This window comes from Alkalimonas collagenimarina (assembly GCF_030717845.1).
Lineage (GTDB): Bacteria > Pseudomonadota > Gammaproteobacteria > Enterobacterales > Alteromonadaceae > Alkalimonas > Alkalimonas collagenimarina.
In genome coordinates this window covers 13,594-34,169 of sequence record NZ_JAUZVZ010000029.1, presented here as the reverse complement: position 1 = coordinate 34,169, position 20,576 = coordinate 13,594, and the positions used below count along the sequence as shown (strand labels likewise).

15 protein-coding genes are annotated in these 20,576 nt (G+C 46.8%); all 15 read left to right on the top strand.

Translation table 11 applies throughout. From position 1 onward, the window contains the following. The first annotated feature begins 70 nt into the window (after nt 1–70). Nucleotides 71–1,174, top strand: a complete 1,104-nt coding sequence (gene tssA, locus Q3O60_RS15900; protein ID WP_305894919.1) for a type VI secretion system protein TssA — start codon at nt 71–73, stop codon at nt 1,172–1,174. 49 nt (nt 1,175–1,223) lie between these two features. Beyond that, nucleotides 1,224–1,727, top strand: a complete 504-nt coding sequence (gene tssB, locus Q3O60_RS15895; protein WP_305894918.1) for a type VI secretion system contractile sheath small subunit — start codon at nt 1,224–1,226, stop codon at nt 1,725–1,727. A 1-nt stretch (nt 1,728) separates the two neighbouring features. Beyond that, nucleotides 1,729–3,222 (top strand): type VI secretion system contractile sheath large subunit, encoded by a 1,494-nt coding sequence (gene tssC / locus Q3O60_RS15890; protein WP_305894917.1) that lies wholly within the window; start codon nt 1,729–1,731, stop codon nt 3,220–3,222. A 119-nt stretch (nt 3,223–3,341) separates the two neighbouring features. After that, nucleotides 3,342–4,919, top strand: a complete 1,578-nt coding sequence (gene tssC / locus Q3O60_RS15885) for a type VI secretion system contractile sheath large subunit (protein ID WP_305894916.1) — start codon at nt 3,342–3,344, stop codon at nt 4,917–4,919. A gap of 9 nt (nt 4,920–4,928) precedes the next feature. After that, nucleotides 4,929–5,729 (top strand): type VI secretion system accessory protein TagJ, encoded by an 801-nt coding sequence (locus Q3O60_RS15880; RefSeq protein WP_305894915.1) that lies wholly within the window; start codon nt 4,929–4,931, stop codon nt 5,727–5,729. 8 nt (nt 5,730–5,737) lie between these two features. Continuing rightward, the gene (tssE, locus tag Q3O60_RS15875) at nt 5,738–6,235 is read left to right on the top strand and encodes a type VI secretion system baseplate subunit TssE (RefSeq protein WP_305894914.1); all 498 of its coding nucleotides are present in this window, start codon (nt 5,738–5,740) and stop codon (nt 6,233–6,235) included. Continuing rightward, entirely contained in the window at nt 6,232–8,064 is a 1,833-nt protein-coding gene (tssF, locus tag Q3O60_RS15870; protein ID WP_305894913.1) for a type VI secretion system baseplate subunit TssF, read from the top strand. Before tssE ends, tssF begins: the two co-directional genes overlap by 4 nt. After that, nucleotides 8,061–9,065, top strand: coding sequence for a type VI secretion system baseplate subunit TssG (gene tssG / locus Q3O60_RS15865; RefSeq protein ID WP_305894912.1), 1,005 nt, complete (start codon nt 8,061–8,063; stop codon nt 9,063–9,065). The genes tssF and tssG overlap by 4 nt, the downstream gene beginning before the upstream one ends. An 11-nt stretch (nt 9,066–9,076) precedes the next feature. Then, nucleotides 9,077–11,686: a type VI secretion system ATPase TssH gene (tssH, locus tag Q3O60_RS15860; RefSeq protein ID WP_305894911.1), complete on the top strand. Its 2,610-nt coding sequence runs from the start codon at nt 9,077–9,079 to the stop codon at nt 11,684–11,686. Nucleotides 11,687–11,915: 229 nt separating this feature from the next. Then, nucleotides 11,916–12,395: an Hcp family type VI secretion system effector gene (locus tag Q3O60_RS15855; RefSeq protein WP_305894910.1), complete on the top strand. Its 480-nt coding sequence runs from the start codon at nt 11,916–11,918 to the stop codon at nt 12,393–12,395. Between the two features lie 80 nt (nt 12,396–12,475). Continuing rightward, nucleotides 12,476–14,314: a type VI secretion system Vgr family protein gene (locus Q3O60_RS15850; protein ID WP_305894909.1), complete on the top strand. Its 1,839-nt coding sequence runs from the start codon at nt 12,476–12,478 to the stop codon at nt 14,312–14,314. A 34-nt stretch (nt 14,315–14,348) separates the two neighbouring features. Then, nucleotides 14,349–14,639 carry a PAAR domain-containing protein gene (locus Q3O60_RS15845; protein ID WP_305894908.1) on the top strand — a complete coding sequence of 97 codons (291 nt, stop codon included), beginning with the start codon at nt 14,349–14,351 and terminating at the stop codon, nt 14,637–14,639. A gap of 9 nt (nt 14,640–14,648) precedes the next feature. Then, nucleotides 14,649–15,695, top strand: coding sequence for a hypothetical protein (locus tag Q3O60_RS15840; RefSeq protein ID WP_305894907.1), 1,047 nt, complete (start codon nt 14,649–14,651; stop codon nt 15,693–15,695). 47 nt (nt 15,696–15,742) lie between these two features. Then, nucleotides 15,743–16,630 carry a hypothetical protein gene (locus Q3O60_RS15835; RefSeq protein ID WP_305894906.1) on the top strand — a complete coding sequence of 296 codons (888 nt, stop codon included), beginning with the start codon at nt 15,743–15,745 and terminating at the stop codon, nt 16,628–16,630. 18 nt (nt 16,631–16,648) lie between these two features. Then, the gene (locus Q3O60_RS15830; protein ID WP_305894905.1) at nt 16,649–20,575 is read left to right on the top strand and encodes an RHS repeat-associated core domain-containing protein; all 3,927 of its coding nucleotides are present in this window, start codon (nt 16,649–16,651) and stop codon (nt 20,573–20,575) included. Nucleotide 20,576: the final 1 nt, after the last annotated feature.

Sequence of the window (20,576 nt, the reverse complement as noted above, 5' to 3'; positions counted from 1 at the left end):
AATTAGATATTTTAAATTGGGCCGTCCTAGAGTATATTTGTATCTATTAACCACCTCATTGTGAATTTTAATGATTGATTGTGATTTTATACATTCTGAATCCATTGCCCGCGAGATCCGTACCGATGCTCGTTGTGGGAGTGATCCACGTTCAGATGTATCACCGGAATCTCAGTATTATCAATTAAAAGACAAGCGACGATCGTTGCGTGACGCGGAGCGCTCTGCGCTGATGAGTGATGAAGAATCGGCGCCGATGCTTAGCGAGTGGATGCAACTGGCTGAAGATATCCATCAAGCACTTTCGAATGACACAAAAGATCTTGAGTATGCAGCCTGGCTGATTGAAGCACTGTGCAGAACCTCTGGTTTTGCTGGTTTAACCGTTGCATTTGATTGTGCCCGTGTATTGATTGAACGCTTTTGGGATGATTTGTATCCACAGCCAGATGAAGATGGTTTGGAGACCCGTATTGCACCTCTGATTGGATTGAATGGTTATGAAGGCGATGGAGCCTTAATCTCCCCAATATTAAGCATTCCTTTGGTGACTAGCGGATCCGAACAGGGGATTGCGACGTGGCAATATATTCGAGCCAGCGAACAATCGCGGAAAGACGATTCGAAAAAGCATCAGTCTGAACACTCAGTGAGCTTAGAAACCATTGTTCAGGCAGTTTCTGAAGCTCCGACAGAGCATTTTATTGGCCTTCTGAGTGACATTGAGCAGGCTATCGCTGCTTTTGGCACGCTTTCACAAGCCATGGATCAAGCGATGGGCGGAGTGCCTCAGCCAACCAGCGCCATTCTTAAAGCGATGCACCAGTGCAAGGATACGGTGCATTATCTGACCAAAGATAAATTAGCCGCTTACCACGCCGAGCACGAGGAAATTGACCGTGAAAGTACTGAGGAAGCTGAGGCAGGGAATGGTGAGACAGCCCCACTAGCCAGACAGGTTCAAACACGCCAGCAAGTGATTCAATCCTTACAGGAAGCCGCTAACTTTTTTCGTAAAACGGAGCCTCACTCTCCAATGTCTTATGCCTTAGAGCAGATCATTCATTGGAGTGGCTTAGCTTTACCCGAGCTCTTACAAGAGCTTATTGACGATACCACCAGTCGTAATCAATTTTTTCGGCTAACCGGAATTAATAAAGACTCAGGTAATTAATCTTTTTACAGCGTTACCTGACACGTTTATACAGCAAAGGAGATAAGAGATGGAAAGCATTCATAGTAAATTATCCCGAGTGCGCAAGCCTCGGGTGCATATCACCTATGATGTCGAAACTGAGGGAGCTGTTGTTCAAAAAGAACTTCCTTTTGTGGTAGGCGTGATGGGCGATTTTGCCGGTCATAATACTGAAGCATTAAAGCCATTGAAAGATCGGCGTTTTGTTCAGATAGACCGTGATAATTTCGACGATGTATTAAAGCGAATGAATCCTAAGTTGTCATTCAAAGTCGATAATAAATTGACCGGTGATGGCTCCGAGTTCCAGGTCGATTTGCAGTTCAAGTCCATTAATGACTTTGAGCCTGCTGCAATTGTTAACCAGGTTGAGCCACTTGAACGGCTAATGGCCACACGAAACAAGCTTCGTGATTTGATGACCAAGATTGACCGCTCGGAAGAGCTCGAAAATATTCTGGAGAAAGTCCTGAATAACGAGAGCGACTTGCAGCAGTTGGCCAACGAACTAGCGCCAGCAGAGGAGAAATAATATGAGTACGGAAACTCTGGCTCAGCCACATGAAACAACCGAGCAACCGGCTGTCTCTCTACTGGAGCAGGCGATTGGTGCGACCAAACAAACCGACTCTTCTCGTGCAGAAGAGCTACTTCGCACCTTGGCAGAAGAGGCTGTTAAAGGAACCGTCAGTTGGAATAAAAATCTGACGGTTACTTTTAACGAAGCGATCAAGCGGATTGACCAACTCATCTCCTCGCAGCTGTCAGCCATTATGCACTGTGAGGATTTTCAAAAGCTTGAAGGAAGCTGGCGGGGTCTGCACCATCTGGTACAAAATTCGGAAACCAGTGCGTCGTTAAAGATCCGCATGATCAGCATCAATAAGCGCGAGTTGTACAAAGATTTAAGTAAAGCCGTTGAGTTTGATCAAAGCCAAACCTTTAAGAAAGTCTATGAGTCTGAGTTTGGTACGCCCGGTGGCGAGCCTTATGGAGCACTGATTGGTGATTATGAATTTACCAACCATCCAGAAGATGTTGAAACGCTCACTTATATGTCCAATGTCGCTGCTGCTGGCTTCTGTCCTTTCCTGAGCAGTGCATCGCCTGCGCTTTTTGGTTTTGACTCTTGGACAGAACTCTCTAAACCGCGCGATCTGGAAAAAATCTTCGAATCTCTGGAATACACCAAATGGCGTTCATTCCGTGAAAGTGAAGATTCTCGTTTCGTCACGCTAACAATGCCTCGGGCATTAGCACGCTTACCTTACGGTGCAGCAACAAGTCCAATTGATGAGTTTGGCTACGAGGAGTTTGAGGTGGATCCGGTGAAGGGCGTCGCTAAGACAACGGATCATGATAAGTATTGCTGGATGAATGCATCCTATGTACTCGGCTCGCGTTTAACACAAGCCTTCGCTAAATATGGTTTCTGTACGGCGATTCGTGGTGCTGAGGGGGGTGGTAAGGTGGAAGGGTTACCAACTCACGTTTTCATGAGCGACGATGGCGACCCGGATTTAAAGTGCCCGACTGAGATTGGTATTACCGATCGCCGCGAAGCAGAGCTAGGTAAATTAGGCTTCCTGCCTCTTTGTCACTATAAAAATACCGATTATGCCGTATTTTTTGGCGCTCAATCAGCGCAGAAACCAAAAAAATACAGCAGTCCTGAAGCAACAGCCAATGCGGCAATTTCAGCACGCCTGCCTTACCTAATGGCAACGTCTCGTTTTGCTCACTATTTGAAGGTTTTGGCTCGTGACAAGATTGGTAGCTTTATGGAAGCTGACGATGTTGAGGTGTGGTTAAACCGTTGGATCTTGAATTACGTCAACGCTTCTGAAGGCAGTGGCCAAGATGTACGCGCTAAGTATCCACTTGCGGATGCGAAAGTCCAGGTAAGAGAAATCCCCGGACAGCCTGGTGCCTATAACGCTGTTGCTTGGTTACGTCCATGGCTCCAACTGGAGGAGCTAAGCACGTCACTTCGTTTAGTGGCTAAAATCCCAGAAATGGGTAACTAAGTGTCATCAAGTAGGGGCCTTTCCGTGAGGCTCCTACTTAACGTTGCTTTGTGAAGAAAAAGGAATTTCAATGGCCATGGTCTTTTGCCAGTGTCGCTTGTTAGCCATTAAGGTGCTGTATGCTATCTTCTGCTGAACAAGCTGCGGATAACGGTGCATACGCTTCGTTGTTTTTTGTGGATGAAGGTATTTTCGCTGACCCATCCGATCCAACGACGAAAAACAAGCATCGTTTTGAGCAGTCGATAACTTTAAGCAAGCTCTTATACTTCCTGCGAGAACATGATCCTGTTGCTGCAGCAAGTTACTGGGCTGACCATATAGAAGCTGAACGTCCAACCAATGTGCAGCAACTGCTGCACTGCTTCAGTACGGCCATTGCTTCCATAGACCACCTGTTAAATCTTCAAGTGAATGCCATCCTTCACCATGCAAGCTTACAGCAACTCGAAGCAAGCTGGCGTGGGATTTTATACTTACTTGAACAGACTGAATTGCATGATCGAGAACAGAAAGTCAAAGTTAAGTTATTGCCTCTGAACTGGAATGAGCTCAGTAGAGATTTGAATCGAGCCATCGACTTTGATCAAAGTGAGTTTTTTAAACTGATCTACGAAAATGAGTTCGATATGCCAGGCGGTGAGCCGTTTGGTGTGTTGATTGGTGATTATCAATTAAGTCATACCATTCGACCGGGTCAGATGTATCACGATCTGGATATTTTAAAAGAGATTGCTAAGGTAAGTGCTGCAGCCTTTGCACCATTTATCTCTGCAGTCGATAGTGCCTTTTTTGGTATTAATAACTTCTCAGAGCTAGGCCAGGTTCACGATATTTCAAGTCAATTTAAACAGCCTGAGTATATCCGATGGCAGCAACTGCGTGAGATGGAAGATACTCGCTTTCTTGGGCTGGTGATGCCGCAAGTTTTGATGCGTGCACCTTATTTGGATAATGGCACTCGCTCAGATCAGTTCCGCTTCAAAGAGCAACTGACTGATCAGGAACAGGACTATTTATGGGGGAATGCAGGGTATGCTTTAGCGGCGGTGTTGGTACGCGCGTTCTCTGAGTCTGGCTGGTTCGCCCAAATTCGAGGCATGAAACCGGGACATTACAATTTTGGTGTTGTGAACGAGCTGCCACGCTGCAATTACAACACTGATCTTCACCGTCAACGCTCACAGCCTTCCGTGAACTTGCAAATAGGTCATCGTTTTGAGTCTGAGTTAGCCGACAATGGCTTTATTCCGCTATGTGCTGTGCCATACAGTGATATTTATGCTTTTTATAGCAACTCATCTGTACAAAAAACCAAGCGTTATGACACCGCAACGGCCGATGTGAATGCGCGTTTATCCTCCATGTTGCAACACATTCTTTGCGTCTCGCGTTTTGCCCATTACATCAAAGTCATTGGCCGTGACAAAGTTGGTGGATATCAGACAGCAAAAGAATGCGAACAGGATTTACAGCGGTGGTTGTATCAGTACACCACGGCAACGGACGATGCTTCCAATGAGATTCGCGCTCGTCATCCGTTACGGAACGCACAAATTCAGGTTCGGGAAAAGCCCGGTGAGCCGGGCAAGTATTACTCAATCATCCATTTACAACCCCATTTTCAATTGGAGCAGATGCTGACCACGGTGAAGCTGGTTGCTGAGCTGTCTCCACAACAATCGAATAAACGTTAAGGTGAAAGCATGAAAAAGGTAAAGGAAAGCATTACTCAAGGAAATCTGCAAGAAGCCAGGCAGCGCCTGGAGTCTCTACTAAAAGATGACCCGTTATCACTCGACTTACGCTCTGTTTATGTAGAACTGCTTTGTGTGCTTGGCGAGCTTGAAAAGGCTGATCAACAGTTAGATATGATGGTTCGTCAACATCCTGATTGTTTGCTCGGAGCTGTGAATTTACGGCAATTAATTCGTGCGCAAACCGCACGGCTAGATTTTTATCAAGGTGGCATGACCGCAACATTGTTCCATGAAGCAGATGCTAGTTTTGAAAGCTTACTTGCATTGCACCTTGCCTTGCGCGAAGACGATCAGGCTGGCGCGCAAGCAGCAGCGCAACAGCTTGAGTCCTTGCGTCAAGCGCCTCAGTTTGAACTGAATGGTGAAACCGTTACTGAAGTGCGTGATCTGGATGACAGCCTTGGTGGCTACTTAGAAATCCTGGGCACAGATGGCAAGTTCTACCTGACTAAGTTCAGTAAAATTGAATCGCTAGAATTACAACCTGTCACTTCCATTGTGGATCTGGCATGGCGCCGGGTACATATCTGCATTACAGATGGTCCTCAAGGAGAGGCATTTTTACCTGTTTGTTATATCCACAGTAAATCTGAGGCAAGCCGAGTCGGAAAAGAAACCAGCTGGCAGGAGCATGGTGACTACTTGGTGACCGGCTTAGGTCAAAAAATGATGCTGGTCAATGATCAGGCAGCGCCTTTGACTCAACTGCGTGACTGGCAGCAATTAACGACTGTGATGGATCATTAAGCGAGCTCATGGTGGTAAAAATTCGCCAAAAACAGCCGCTGCAACAGTCATTGCTCGACCGCTTGATTGATGATGCACCAGGGGAGAAAGAGTCGAAACGGGTCCGGCGGGGCTTTGATTTGAAAGCCTTGCGAGCCAGTGTTCATCGGGATTTGCAGAACTTACTCAACACTCGGGTCCCATGGAATACGTGGCCGGAAGCTTATGATGAATTGCAACAGAGCTTGATGAGTTATGGCTTACCTGATTTTTCAGTCATGGTTGTCGATTCTCTTAATGGGCGAGAGCAGCTCTGCAAAGCGGTGGAGCAGGCGATCCGGCGTTTTGAGCCTCGCTTTGTCGATGTAGAAGTGATCCCTTTGGAGCCAAAAAATGACGTTGAGCGAGTGCTTCGTCTTCGGATCCAAGCGCTATTGCATGCAGATCCTGAACCTGAGCATGTTTTGTTTGACTCTGAAGTCGAGCCTGTGAATTTGGGCCTAAGAATTGTGGAACTTACGGCATGAATGAAGACTTATTGAAGTATTACAATCGGGAGTTAACCTTTATCCGTCGGATGGGGGCTGAGTTTGCCGACAAATACCCCAAGGTCGCTGGGCGTCTGCGCATGAGTGATGATCAGGTAGAGGATCCTCATGTCTCTCGCTTAATTGAATCCTTTGCCCTTTTGACGGCTCAGATCAGCCAAAAGCTGGATGATAGTTTCCCTGAGTTGACTGATGCACTTTTAGGGCAGCTGTATCCAGATTATCAGGCGCCTATTCCGTCGTTTTCTGTTGTGCAGTTAACGTCTCAGAATTTGTCTGATTCAGGCATCACTGTGAAGCGTGGCACTGAGTTTGAAACTAAAGTCGATGGCATGAAATCATGCACCTTTCGCTCATGTTACGAAACGGATGTCTGGCCAATGTCGGTTCAGAGTGCAGAGTACAAAAACAGTCCATTCAATGCGCCACAGCCACCGTGTAATACACCGGCTAAATCCTTGTTGAAGTTGCAGCTGAACACTGAGTTTGACAATACCGCCATCAAAGAGCTTGGAGCTGATCGACTTCGGTTTTATCTAAATGGCCAACGACATCACGTTTATAGCTTGTATGAACTGTTGAATCGTCAGCTCATCAGCATTGGTATCGCAGCAGCTGACACTCCAAATGATGTCCATTACCTTGCTCCTGAACAGCTGAAGTCAGTCGGCTTTGCTGACGAAGATAAAGTGGTTCCTTACAGTCATCGTAGCTTCAGTGGTTATCGCTTGCTGGTTGAACAGTTTCTCTTTCCAGAGAAGTTCTTGTTTATTGAGTTATCCGGCTTGGAGCAAGCATGGCCTGAAAAAGCAAATGCATGTGTAATCTATCTGTATTTATCAGGGGCGAATGTTGAGCTAGAGCGACACATCAATCATGACAGTCTGATACTTGGCTGTACACCAGTCGTGAACTTATTTGAACAAAAACTTGAGCCCATTACCATAGAGCCTTCCCAATACGAATATCGGCTTGCACCACAATACCTTGATGCCGATATCTGCGAGGTTATTCGCATTCAGCAGGTACAAATTCTTGACTCAGATGGGCAGAAAACCACAGTAAATCCTTATTACAGTCAAGGACACCCAGACTATGTTCAGCAACAGACCATGTTCTGGCATAGCCGACGGGAATTTGCTGACTGGGCTGGCGGACATAGTGAAGCGGGTACTGAAGTCTTTCTTGCTTTGGTCGATCGTAGCTTTAAAAGTCCCGGTGGCCAAGTGCAACGAGATGACCAAGTCGTTCAAGTTACAGCGCAGTGCAGTAATCGTAATCTGCCGAACCTTTTACCCTACGGTGGTGGTGAGCCCGGCTTTCAAATCCGGCAGCATGCCGACGTCATCAAACAAAGTCGGTGTCTATTGGCTCCTACCATGAGTGTACGGCCTGCTTTAGGTGATAGCAGTCGCTGGCAACTGGTGAAGCATCTGACGTTAAACTACTTTACCTCAGATGATGCTGATGAGCGGTTAAAAGAAACATTGCGCTTGTATGATTTTCGCTGCACTCCGGAATCGAGATCACTGATTGATGGTATTTATAAGGTGAAAATTGTACCCGGTACTGCACGTGTTAGTCAGGCTGGCCGAGTTGCAGTATGCAGTGGCAGTGAAATTCTGATTGAAATGACGCAGTCTGCTTATGCTGGCAGTAACGTATATTTTTTCGCCTGTGCACTTGATTATTTTTTTGCCCAGTTTGCCGCGATTAACTCCTACACCCGTTTAACCGTAAAGCTAAAAGAGCATGAGCAAAACTATCATGTATGGCCAGCTCGTGTCGGAACCAAGGTGTTGCTATGAGTCTTTGGCCAGCCACTATAAAGCCGACCGATATGGACTTTTATCAGGCGGTATATGCGATTGAAAAACAGCTTAGCACTGAGCAAAAGCACTGGCATGGCGTTGGTCGCGATAGTTTTCCCCGGGATGAATTGATTCGGTTTAAATCGGTGCAAAACCTTGGTTTTCCGGGGAGCGCAATTACAGCCATTGAAGAAAAGCCGCACAAAGATGCTGATGTAAAGGCGTTTAATATGATGGTGAGCTTTTTCGGTTTAACGGGCCCAAGCGGCGTATTGCCCATTCACTACAGTGAGCTTGTGATTGAACGTTTGAAGCAAAAAGATCCGACGATGCGTGATTTTTTTGATTTATTTAATCATCGACTCATTTCACTATTTTATCGTGCTTGGGAAAAGTATCGGTTTGCTTGTCACTATCAAGGCACAAAGGACAACTCGGACACATTCAGCTATGTAATGCAGCAGCTTACCGGGCAACAAAGCAATTCTGGCTTATTTTATGGTGGCTTTTATACCAAGAATATTCGTAGTGCCCAACAATTAAGCCTTCAGCTTAGTCATCTATTGTCAGCAGAAGTTGATGTGGTGCCACTCACCGGTCGCTGGATCCATTTATCAAAAACAGAACAAAGTCGCTTTGCGGGTAAAGGCCAACCGCAAGGGCAGTATGCTCAACTCGGTCATTCCAGTTTACTGGGCAGTAAGGTTTGGGATATCAGCTCTGTTGTTGAGTTAAGTATTCAAGCGAAACCAGATGTAATCCAGTCACTGTTACCTGGTCAGCCCGGTTATATTCGAATGCAACAGCTGCTCAGTGACTTTCTCGAACCTGCTATTCAATGCAGAGTTCGATTGCATGCCAAGGTTGCCGATCTACCTGGCATCAATCTACAGGGAAAAAGTCAACTTGGAATGGGTGGTGTGCTGTTGGCTGCAAAGTCCAGAAATGATTTTAAGACACATGTCAGCTTCAAGCTGGCACGTAAATGTGAACACTAAGGTAAATTACTATGTCTAACACGTCCCTTAAAAGTTTGGTTGAAAAGCTGAACCCAACTTGCCGGCAGGCTCTTGAAGCTGCCACAGCGCGTTGTCAGTCGCGCAGCCATTTTTCAGTAGAAATTGAGCATTGGTTTGATGCCTTGCTAGAGCAAGATGCGGGTGATCTCACCTTAATTTTTTCAGCATTTAGTATCAGTGTTGATCAAGTTCGTCAGCAATTACAGCGTGCGCTTGAGCAGTTAAAAACGGGCAATAATAGCTTGCCAAGTATTTCAACCAATGTGTTTGGTTTATTGCGGCAAACGTGGCTCAACTGCACCATTGAGTTTGCTGATCAACAAATTCGTAGTGCTTATTTGCTGTACAGTGTATTAAAGGATGAAAGTCTTGGCGCTTTATTGCTTCGTCGAGTACCGCTGCTAGAAAGTATAGAGACAGCACAACTTTTATCGGCATGGCCACAGTTGCAGCAACGCTCAACTGAGCAAAGTAGTGCAGCACCAGTACAAACAAGCCCAGACAGTGGGCTGGGGAAAACGCCAGCATTGGATCAATTTACACAGGATCTAACAGCTCAGGCCAGAGCCAACAAACTTGATCCTATCATCGGACGCGACTATGAAGTGCGGCAGATGATCGACATTCTGACTCGGCGTCGTCAAAACAATCCAATTTTGACTGGTGAAGCCGGTGTGGGCAAAACGGCTGTGGTCGAGGGATTAGCCCTTCGTATAGCGAGTGGTGATGTACCAGATAAATTAAAACCGGTCTCACTCAGAGTACTTGATTTGGCGCTATTACAAGCCGGTGCAGGCATGAAAGGCGAGTTTGAAAATCGTCTCAAAAATGTCATTGCCGAGGTTAAAGCGTCGCCTGTTCCTGTGATCTTGTTTATTGATGAAGCTCATACCATGATTGGCAGTGGTGGTCAGGCAGGCCAGAATGATGCTGCGAACTTACTTAAACCGGCGCTGGCTCGTGGCGAATTGCGCACTATTGCAGCCACAACCTGGGCAGAATATAAGAAATACTTTGAAAAAGATGCGGCTCTGACCCGTCGCTTTCAGGTGGTCAAGGTTGAAGAACCTGAGCCGGAAAAAGCGGTCACGATGTTGCGGGGCTTACTGCCCGTTATGGAGCAACATCATGGTGTTCACTTATCTGAAGCCGCGTTAGCTGCAGCCGTGCATTTGTCGCACCGTTATATCAATGGACGGCAACTTCCCGACAAGGCGGTAGCCTTACTCGATACGGCTTGTGCGCGTGTGGCTATGAGTCAGGATGCCATTCCTGGCCAGCTTGAAGATCAACAGCGTAGGGTAGAGCAACTTCAAGCTAAGCTTCAGATCGTAGAGCGAGAGCACAAGCTACATGGGGGGGATGAAACCACCATAAACGCATTGCTTGCGGACATCGAACAGGCCGAGCAGCAATTAGATGCCACACAGACTGAATGGAAACAGCAAAAAGAACTGGTTGCTCAGGCTAAAACATTAATGCATGCCATTCATCAGCAAACGGAAAGTACAGAATTACCAGAGTTGCAAGCACAGCTGCAGGAGCTTCGTCATCGCTATCAAGCGATTGCTCAGCCGATGGTGCATTGGCAAGTAGATGATCAGTTAGTGGCACAAGTGGTGTCTGACTGGACCGGGATCCCTCTGGGTAAAATGCAAAATGATGAAATTTCAGCCGTATTGAATTTACGGTCTGTCATGCAACAACGCGTTATAGGACAAGATCATGCCCTTGAGCTGATCGCTAAAACAGTGCAAACCTCACGGGCTCAATTGGCTGATGAGAAAAAGCCTAACGGCGTTTTCTTACTGACGGGGCCAAGTGGTGTTGGCAAAACTGAGACTGCTTTAGCCCTCGCCGAGCAAGTCTATGGCAGTGAGGATCATCTTACTGTAATCAACATGTCAGAGTTCAAAGAAGAGCACAAAGTATCGATGTTGCTTGGCTCTCCTCCGGGTTATGTTGGCTATGGTGAAGGCGGTGTTCTCACCGAAGCGGTTCGCCGCAAACCTTACAGCGTTATTCTGCTGGATGAAATGGAAAAAGCACACCCGGGTGTCCAGGATATTTTTTATCAGGTCTTCGATAAGGGCTTAATAAAAGATGGGGAGGGGCGCGATATTGATTTTAAAAACACCACCATCATTATGACGTCTAATGTCGGTACAGATACCACCATGCGTTTGTTTGAAGATCCGGAAACGTCTCCATCTATTACTGGCTTGTCAAAAGCACTGCAAGTGGATTTGTTAGAATACTTCAAGCCTGCATTTCTGGGGCGCCTGAACGTTATTCCGTATCTCCCCTTAGACGCAGACAAATTGCAACATATCACCACATTGCAATTGACCCGAATTGAAAAGCGCTTAAGCAAGCATCATCAAATTGAGCTGAGCTATGGCGATGATTTACTTAGCTTCATTACAGATCAGTGTCAAGATGCCGGTGCGGGCGCTCGTACCATTCATAATCTATTACAAAATAAGCTATTGCCAGAGTTGTCGGTAATGGTTTTAGAACTGCTAGCCGAAGAGAAAAAACCATCAAAAATTCAAATTGTTATATCTGATGATGCGATTCAGTGTCACGCTGAATATTAGATAAACTTAAAATTTACAATAATTAAATTAATAAAATATATATTTAAAGTGTTGAGCTAATTTATTTATAAATTTATAATGTAGTAGGTTTGAAATGGTTGATTAGGTTAATGCATGGTTGCTTTATGTGTTGAGTAATACATAGCCTTCATTCACCTAACCCACTGTCTTAAACGGTTAGAAAACCAAGTCCAGTTGGACTTTTCTTAATATGCATAAGGAGCATAGCATGCAAGCGAATACGTATCTGAAGTACGCGGGAATTAAAGGTGAAGCTACAGCTGAAGCTTTTAAAGACATGATTACTGTGTTGAGCCTGGAGTGGGGTTCACACCGCGAAGTGAATTCTTTCACTGGTACCTCAATGGATCGTGAAGCGAGCTCTACTCGTTTAAACGATATCGTGATTACCAAGCTGCAAGATTCTGCGTCACCGGATCTGTTTAAGGAAGCGACCATTGGTAAAGGTGAAAAAGCAGTATTTCACATCACCAAGCAAGGCGATGAAATCGAAGAAATCATGAAAATAGAACTGACTGATGCAATGATCAGCAGCTATCAAATGTCTGTTTCTGGCGATCGTCCTATCGAAACTATCGTGATCAGCTATACCGAGTTGATGATGACAGTGAAACCTTCTGATGACAAAAACAACATCACTGCGCCTCTGGTTTATGGTTATAGCGGTGCGAAAGGTAAGAAACTATAAGTAGCCCAAAGCCCTGATATCATCATGGTATTAGGGCTTTTAAACCAGGTCCCACGATACGATAGAGTTGAGGCGAACGGATGCAAAAGGCAACCCAAGAAGAAAATAGCATTGAAATCATCACTCCTCTTGGTAAGGATGTGCTTTATCTGACGCGTTTTTCTTTCAAGGAAGGTATTTCTAAGCAGTTCGTAGTTTCATCCGATGTCTACACCAATGGCCAAACGATTTCTGCCAACGATTTGATTGGCAAAGAAGTGACGATACGACTGGAGCTTGGTTCCGAGCAACAGCGGTATATACATGGCAAAGTTGCTGATATGCAAGCCTTAGGGCTCCGTGTGAATAAAGATGCAACTGACAACGATTATCGGGATTATCGTTTAACGATTGTACCGGCTAGCTGGTTTATGCAGCATCGCGTCAACAGCCGTATTTTTCGGGAAAAAAACGTTCTTCGTATCATCGAAGAGCTGGCTGGTGAGCACGATATTGATATCGATACCACTACCTACACCGGTGGTTATCCAGACTATGATTTTAAGGTGCAATACCAAGAATCCGATTTGAATTTTCTTCTTCGTTTGATGGAAGAAGAAGGGTTATTTTACTTTTTTGAACACACAGATAGCAGCCATACTTTGGTACTCGCCGATAAAGCATCGGCCTACAAGCCTTGCCAGAAAAATGCCAGTGTTAAATTTCATACCGGTTCCTTAGCTGAGGATCACATTCTCAGTTGGCAAAATCAATTAAGTATGGTGCCAGGGCAATTTGTACAACGGCATTACGATGTGCAAAAGCCTAAGTCATTGCCCACGGGTCAGTACCAGAACGGTAATCTCGTGCCTCAACACGCCAATTACGAAGTATTTGACTATGGCGCCGAGGCGGAGTCATTAGACCGAGCCCAAGATATTGCCAGCATTCGTCTCGAAAGCATGCAGAAAGATATGGATGTGCGTGCAGGCACCAGCAATTGCCGTGATTTTGCTGCCGCAAAAACATTCACCATTACCGAGCACGAAGACGACAAAGAAGTTGGTAAACAGTACGTCATAACGGAAGTAGAGCTGATTGCAGCCGTTAGCAACCAATCTGGTGCATCGATGGATGGCCAGTGCAGTATTTACAACAGTTTTAAATGCGTGCAGAAAAAAGTGGTTTACCGCCCTTATGGTACCGCATACAAACCTTTAATCAGCGGGGTTCAAACCGCCACGGTAACTTGCAAAGGCGATGAAGAGATCTCGGTAGATGAGCTTGGACGCGTTACCGTTAAGTTCCATTGGGATCGTAGCGACATCAAGGATCATGAAAGCTCTTGCGCCATTCGGGTGAGTCAACATTGGGCGGGGAAGAATTGGGGCGCTTTTTTCTTTCCCCGGCGTGATCAAGAAGTCTTGGTGGAGTTTATCAACGGCGATCCGGACCAGCCCATTATTACAGGGGCTGTTTATAATTCAGACCATATGCCGCCATACAATTTGCCGGATGATAAAACCCAAAGTGGCATTAAAAGTCGTTCCACCAAAAAGGGCGGAGCAGACAACTTCAACGAGCTCCGCTTTGAAGATAAAAAAGGAGAAGAGCTCTTTTATCTTCACGCTGAAAAAGATTTAACCATGCAGGTGGAAAATGACTACACCATGCATGTAGAGAATGATCAAAAAGACCTTATCGATAATGATCGCAGCACAGTCGTTAAAGCCAATGACAGCTTAGATGTAAAAAAAGAGCGAGTCAGCTCCATTGGTCAATCAGATAAACTCGATGTCGGCAAAAAACTTGTGATCAATGCGGGTGACAGCATCACCCTGAAAACAGGGGCGGCATCTATTTCATTGAAGTCAGACGGTAGTATCGATATTAAAGGTGTCAATATCACCATCAAAGGAGCCAAGGTTAGTCTTAACTGATCTTGGGTTGCTCCGTCATGCCAGGAGGCTGAATATGTCAAAACCTGCAGCGGTCATCGGATCCATGCATGTCTGCCCTAAGGTAACGTCGAAGGTTCCCCATGTTGGTGGCCCAGTCGTTCAGGGCTCTCCAAATGTGCTCTTTGGCAATATCCCCGCAGCCCGGGTTGGCGATAAACTAATTTGTGTTGGGCCTCCGGATTCTATTTCAAAAGGATCATCCAGCGTATTGATCAATGGTAAACCTGCCGCAAGAATGGGTGATTCAACCTCGCATGGTGGAAAGATCATCGTTGGTAACCCAACCATACTGATCGGCGGTTAGCAAAGGATTATGTTAATCAAAGCACCTTTGCATGATCAAGCCAACTTGTTGCTACTCCAGCGTGAACAGATGAGTAGAAGTCGCTATGTTGGTTTGCAGCAATTACAGCATATTGATCAACGGTTGATTGCACACCTGCGTATTTTGCAGCAAGCTCGCGAACCAGTGGAGTCGCCAGATACACCATGGCTTCATTGGTTACTGCACCCCAAAGAGGCTCTGCCAGTATTGCTTAGCTTTGATTTTACGCCTGCGCATCAGGCGTACTTATGGCAGCTGAAGGCCTATTTTCATCAATTTTCTGCTACAGCGTCAGTCGTTCAGTATGTTAATACGGCTCCTGATTTTGAAGCTGTCTGGTCGTTGGCTAAACATAGTCCTGAACACTTTCAATTCGTGCTTGAGCAGCTGCCATTGGCTCAGGCACCAGCATGGTTTTTAAGCGCTTTTCGTCAACAAACCAAAGTAGCACTGCCACTAGATAAAGGGGTTACTCAGTCTTCCGACGTCCACATTGCTTGCTTGCAAGATAGCAACATTGACCCTTTAGCACTGGCAGAGCCACTTGTTATGCAAGGTCAGTTAGGGTTACTCGAGCTGGGCTTTTTGATGATGCAGGCTATCCCTCAGCAGAAACAAGCATTAATCAACCTATTGTCGAAACAGCAGGATTTGACCATGGTGATGTATGCGATGGCCCTGTGTGGCCAGCAAAAGTACCTGCCATTGCTGGTCGATTTAGCCCAAGATCCGCAGTGGTCTGAGACGGCGGCAGAAAGTTTGACCATTATGCTGGGCGTACTAGCCGCAGATTCCGTGATTGCTGATGGCTTATCCGCCTCGGATCCTGCTTATATGAAACACGCTTTTCAGAGCTCTGGTGCCACATGGGCGCAGGCAATTACACCGCCGCATCAGTTGCAGCAGCTATGGCAACATGGAAATCAAATCCAGCGGCAACTAGCAGCCATTAAGGCTTCCTTGCAATGTTCAACATTGCCATTGTTAAATGAGTCTGGTTTATGGGGTGGGGCATGGCACACTGCTTTAACCTGATAAATTATCGCTCCTTGCTGGGGAAAGCTGCGCATACAGATGCTGCAATGGTCCTGAAAGAACTAGCTGTGCCGGCACAACAACTATGGTCGGATGATAGCTCAACGATGGATCTCGACCCATTAGTTCCTGCGACAGCATCTTTGGTTGAGCAATTAGTGGCCTTGTTAAGTGCCTTATTAGCAACACTCGAAAAACCTATTGCGCAGCAACCGGTCTATTTACTGTTGCCGGAGGCGATGGAAGATGAATCACTTTTATCAACTTTTACCCGGCAGATCAGAACACTTTACCCCGAGTTATTGGCCCATAAAGACAGCCGGGCATTTCCCTATGGTGCATGCTCGGCTTTGCTCGCCCTGAAAACAGTACAGCATAGTTGGCAAAAAGATCCGGCACTAATGCCATGGATGATTGCCATTGATAGCCCTTTGCAACAATTTCAGTTGTGGCCAGATAGGTTGCAATCACTACCAGAAAATCATCGACCAGTGGGGGTAACTGAGGGCGCCGTTGCTGTGCAATGGTCAGCACAGCCAGCAGGGTTAAGTTGCCGCTTTAATGAAACTGAATTGACGCGAAAGGACACCGCGGAAGACGCAGGTTTACAGGCTTTGTTGCTACAGATAGCTCAACAGCTAGACATGCCACTAGCAACCATTTACTTGCCAGATAATGGTAGCACTCTAATGACAGACGCTTGGCTATCCGCTTGTGGACAATTGCACCCGTGGGTAACCGCTGAAACCGATTACGAACTGTTAGCCTACCATACGGGAGAGCTAGGGAGCAGTGGTGGTTTGTACCGTTTACTTCACCTCTATCTGGCCTATCAAAATCAAGCTCGTTATGGTTTGACCCTGCAGTGCGAACAAGGGCAACTTGGGTTTCGTTCAGCTGCCGTGTTCCATTGGCAATCAACTACGGCTACATAGCAAAGGACGCTTACCTCCATGTCAGAAAAACAACTTAAACTTAAAGGTATCCATGGCAGCCAAATTGTGGTGTGCATGGCACCAGCGCCAGGCATAGGCAAAGCCATTCATTTTGATAGCCTCGCGCAAGCCCAAAGTTACTTGAAACAAAATTTCAGGCTGCAAGCAGCGACATCTGATAGCTTACTCACGCTGTATAGCTGGCTTGGTGGCCAGCAAAATTCAGCATTGTCAGGGATCAGTGCAAGCCGTGCTGATGCCATCCGGCAAACTATTGCACAAGCGCTGGTCGATAAAAAACTTCATGCTTATGAAGTGCCCAACGTCACCCGGCCCGAAACATCAAATAGTCTTGCTGCTGGTTCTGGTAGCAGTTCCAGCAAAAAGTCATCGCCTGCTTCTCCGGGAGGGAAGGCAACATCTGCTGAAGCCAATATGGCCATCAATCAGAGTCAAAGCAGCAATGCTACAGGTGGTCCGGATCTAGCTAACAAAGACAAAGCAACCTGCGGCGATCCTGTTGCTATGTGCAACGGTGAAGAAATTCTAGAGCTCACCGACTTTACACTCGAAGGCCCTTTACCACTGCATTGGGCGCGCTGCTATCGCTCGAGCCAAAGTGATCAGGCGGTGGGATTAGGGCATGGCTGGAGAACGCCCTTTCATCAAATGATTGAGCGTCGTGTCAATGATGATGATTCCAAATCCTTGGTACTCATCAACGAAGAAGGCCGTTATATACAGTTTGATGATATCGCAGCAGGCAGCAGTTGCCATCAGCTGACAGAAGCACTGACACTGCATCATGATGGCAAAGGGAGCTTGGTGGTCTATCGTTCAGAGCAACACTGGGAGTTTGCTCCATTGCAAGGACAGCCTGATCGCTGGGTGCTGCACAAGGTGCTTAATAGCCTGGGTCATAGCTTGCAATGCTTTTATGATAAACAAGGTCGGCTCAGTCGAATTGATTATACCAGCAAGAAAGGCATTGAGTTTTATTATGGCAACCACCATCAGATTGAGCGTATTGAGGCGGTAGAGAAAACAGCCGATGGTTTAAAGCCTCTGGGCGTTACTTTAGCGCGCTATCAATACGATGAAGCTGGTGATCTGCAGTCTGCTGTTAATAGCCAGCAACAGCAAGAACACTATCGCTATGAGGGGCATTTACTGGTAGAGCGGCAACGCGCTAGTGGCTTTAGGCACTACTTCTCATGGGATGCATCTGGCCCATCAGCGCGGTGCCTGCGCAACTGGGGCGACGATGGTTATTATGATTATCATTTTGAGTACCTCGATGAACAGCGGCTGGCCATCAGTACCGATAGCCGCGGCCAGCGTTGGGAGTATTGGCACAACGCCCAAAACCGTCTGATTAAAAAAGTCGCCCCTGACGGCGCAACCTGGCATTACAGCTGGACCATTCATGGTCAAAAACAAAGTGAAGTCTCTCCCTCCGGCGTCCAAACCGAGTATCGCTACAACCGACAAGGACAACTTGCCGCTATTTGTGAAGCCGATGGAGCTATCACTCGTTTTGAATACAACGAGCTTGGACAACGTACCACTATCGTGGATGCTGAAGATGGGATTTGGCAGCGTGAATTTACCGCAGCAGGCTTGCTACGGTTGGAGCGTCGCCCCGATGGTACTGAAACAAGTTACCGCTACAACGAGAGAGATCAACTGGTTGAGATATGTCAGCCAGATCAAAGCCTGCAGCAGTTCATCTGGAATGATGAAGGGCATTTACTGGCGACAAAAACGGCAGGATCCGTTACGCGTTACAGTTACGATCGCCTTGGTCGCGTTAATGGCAGTATCAATGCGGCTGGTCTTGTTACCGAGTACATCCGTGATGCACTAGGTCAGTTGACGGCACAAAAGCAATACCCTCAAGATGCACCTGATCAAGCAGAGCTGCAACAGTATCAATACGATGCAGCCGGGCGTTTACTGAAAAGCACCAATGCCGAAGGCCTCAGTACAGCATGGAGCTATGAAGGGTTAAGCCAGCCGGTAGAGCTTCGCTATGCTGATGGCAGCAGCTTACACTATGAGTACGATAAAGAGCGTAATCTAACCGCTATTATGCGAAGCGATGGTGCCCGCTATCAACTCGATTACGATGGCCACGAACGACCTGTTCGTTTGCAGGGGTTCGATGGCAGGGAGCAACTTTACCAATATGATGCCGATGGCAAGGTATCGAGCCAACGCGATAGCAATGAACGTTTTACCAAAGTAAAGCGGGATAACCGTGGCCGTATCACCGAACAAACCGCTCAGGTTCAGCAGCGTATTGATACCAACCATTTTCATTACGATAAAGTCGGCCGTATGCTTCGGGCCAACAATGCCCAGCGCAAACTGCGTTTCCGTTACGACAAAGCAGGGCAACTGACTGAAAACTGGCAAGGCGATTGGCGTTTACAGCATCAGTACCGCCATGGTAGACGCAGCCAGACCATTCTGCCTGATGGCACCCGGCTCGATTATCACTACCATGCCAATGGCCAGTTAAACCAGCTTGCCATCAATCAGCAGCCGGTATTGTGGCGAAGCTTCGATGCAGCGGGCCGGGAAGTGCACCGCGAATATGCCAGTGGTTTGCAGCAGCACCAAGAGTTTGATGTGCACAGCCGTTTAACTGAGCAGCGCTGGCAGGGCAACTCGACACAAGCCATGATGAACCATCAGCGAGAGCGGCAGTACCAATACAGCGCTCTGCATCAGGTTGTCGCGGTAAAAGACAATCAAGAAGGTGATACGCGTTACCAATACAACAACATCGACCAGCTGATTGCCAAGCAGCACAGCCAAGTCAGTAGTCACAATGAAACCCATCAATGGGATAGCTTTGGCAATCCGGCAGGCGATGGTATCGAGCTGCACAACGACCGCCTTGTCCGTTATCATGACCACAAGTATCAGTACGATGCCTGCGGTAACCAAACGGTGCTTCAACATAAGCAGCACAGCCAAAGCCGAGAGTTTAACGGCTTCAATCAACTGGTATCGCTCAACCACGATGGCGAACTGAGCCGCTACGAATACGATGCACTGGGTCGGCGCAGCGCAAAAATCACCAGCCAGGGCCGTATCGACTACCTGTGGGATGGCGATACCTTAATTGGTGAATGCCAGAACGGCGAATTCAGTTGGTACCTTGCCGAGCCGGGCAGCCACAAACCACTGTTCTTACTCAAGGGTGGTGAACTCTACAGCTACCAGCTGGATCAACTCGGCACGCCGCTGAGCGTTACTGACAGTGACAACAAGGTGGTCTGGCAAGCCAGTTACTCCGTGTTTGGCAAAGCGACCGTTACAGTCAACGACATTGACAACCCCATTCGTTTTCAGGGGCAGTATTTCGACCAAGAAAGTGGCTTGCATTACAATCACTTCCGGTACTACGATCCAACCACAGGCCGCTTTATCAGCCAGGACCCAATCGGCCTGCTCGGTGGCATCAACCACTATCAGTACGCACCGAATCATATTAACTGGATCGACCCACTTGGTCTTTGTGCAAAAGAAAACGAACATAAATATGTGCTTATTGGTGAGGGACAAGCTGCAGTAGAGTTGTATGCTGAACTTATGAGGGAAAAATATCCGACTATGGAGTTTCGAACGATAGCTAAAGATTGGAAATCAATCGTGAAAAAATCGGGAGCTAATCGTGAACAACTAGGATCTGCAGAGTGGGAGCGTAAAGCAGTTGCCGGGAATGTCGAGTGGATAAAAGATATGCATAAAGATAACTATACTTTCATTGACTTGGGAGAAGATTCATCGTCGAATAGGAGCTCATTTTATCTTGCTGAGAAGGACGCATTAAAAGAAATTAATGCGAAAGTACTTAAGGCTAATAAGAAAAATATAGATATCGCTAGAACTAGTGCTAAACCAAGTGGACGGCCACCATCAAAAATATTGTAGG

Bases quoted from the DNA above. Each gene is read 5' to 3' on its own strand.
- Q3O60_RS15855 (WP_305894910.1), top strand. From the start codon at position 11,916: ATGCAAGCGAATACGTATCTGAAGTACGCGGGAATTAAAGGTGAAGCT.
- tssF (WP_305894913.1), top strand. From the start codon at position 6,232: ATGAATGAAGACTTATTGAAGTATTACAATCGGGAGTTAACCTTTATC.
- tssA (WP_305894919.1), top strand. From the start codon at position 71: ATGATTGATTGTGATTTTATACATTCTGAATCCATTGCCCGCGAGATC.
- Q3O60_RS15830 (WP_305894905.1), top strand. From the start codon at position 16,649: ATGTCAGAAAAACAACTTAAACTTAAAGGTATCCATGGCAGCCAAATT.
- Q3O60_RS15880 (WP_305894915.1), top strand. From the start codon at position 4,929: ATGAAAAAGGTAAAGGAAAGCATTACTCAAGGAAATCTGCAAGAAGCC.
- tssE (WP_305894914.1), top strand. From the start codon at position 5,738: ATGGTGGTAAAAATTCGCCAAAAACAGCCGCTGCAACAGTCATTGCTC.
- tssG (WP_305894912.1), top strand. From the start codon at position 8,061: ATGAGTCTTTGGCCAGCCACTATAAAGCCGACCGATATGGACTTTTAT.
- Q3O60_RS15840 (WP_305894907.1), top strand. From the start codon at position 14,649: ATGTTAATCAAAGCACCTTTGCATGATCAAGCCAACTTGTTGCTACTC.
- tssH (WP_305894911.1), top strand. From the start codon at position 9,077: ATGTCTAACACGTCCCTTAAAAGTTTGGTTGAAAAGCTGAACCCAACT.
- Q3O60_RS15850 (WP_305894909.1), top strand. From the start codon at position 12,476: ATGCAAAAGGCAACCCAAGAAGAAAATAGCATTGAAATCATCACTCCT.
- tssC (WP_305894916.1), top strand. From the start codon at position 3,342: ATGCTATCTTCTGCTGAACAAGCTGCGGATAACGGTGCATACGCTTCG.
- tssB (WP_305894918.1), top strand. From the start codon at position 1,224: ATGGAAAGCATTCATAGTAAATTATCCCGAGTGCGCAAGCCTCGGGTG.
- tssC (WP_305894917.1), top strand. From the start codon at position 1,729: ATGAGTACGGAAACTCTGGCTCAGCCACATGAAACAACCGAGCAACCG.
- Q3O60_RS15845 (WP_305894908.1), top strand. From the start codon at position 14,349: ATGTCAAAACCTGCAGCGGTCATCGGATCCATGCATGTCTGCCCTAAG.
- Q3O60_RS15835 (WP_305894906.1), top strand. From the start codon at position 15,743: ATGGTCCTGAAAGAACTAGCTGTGCCGGCACAACAACTATGGTCGGAT.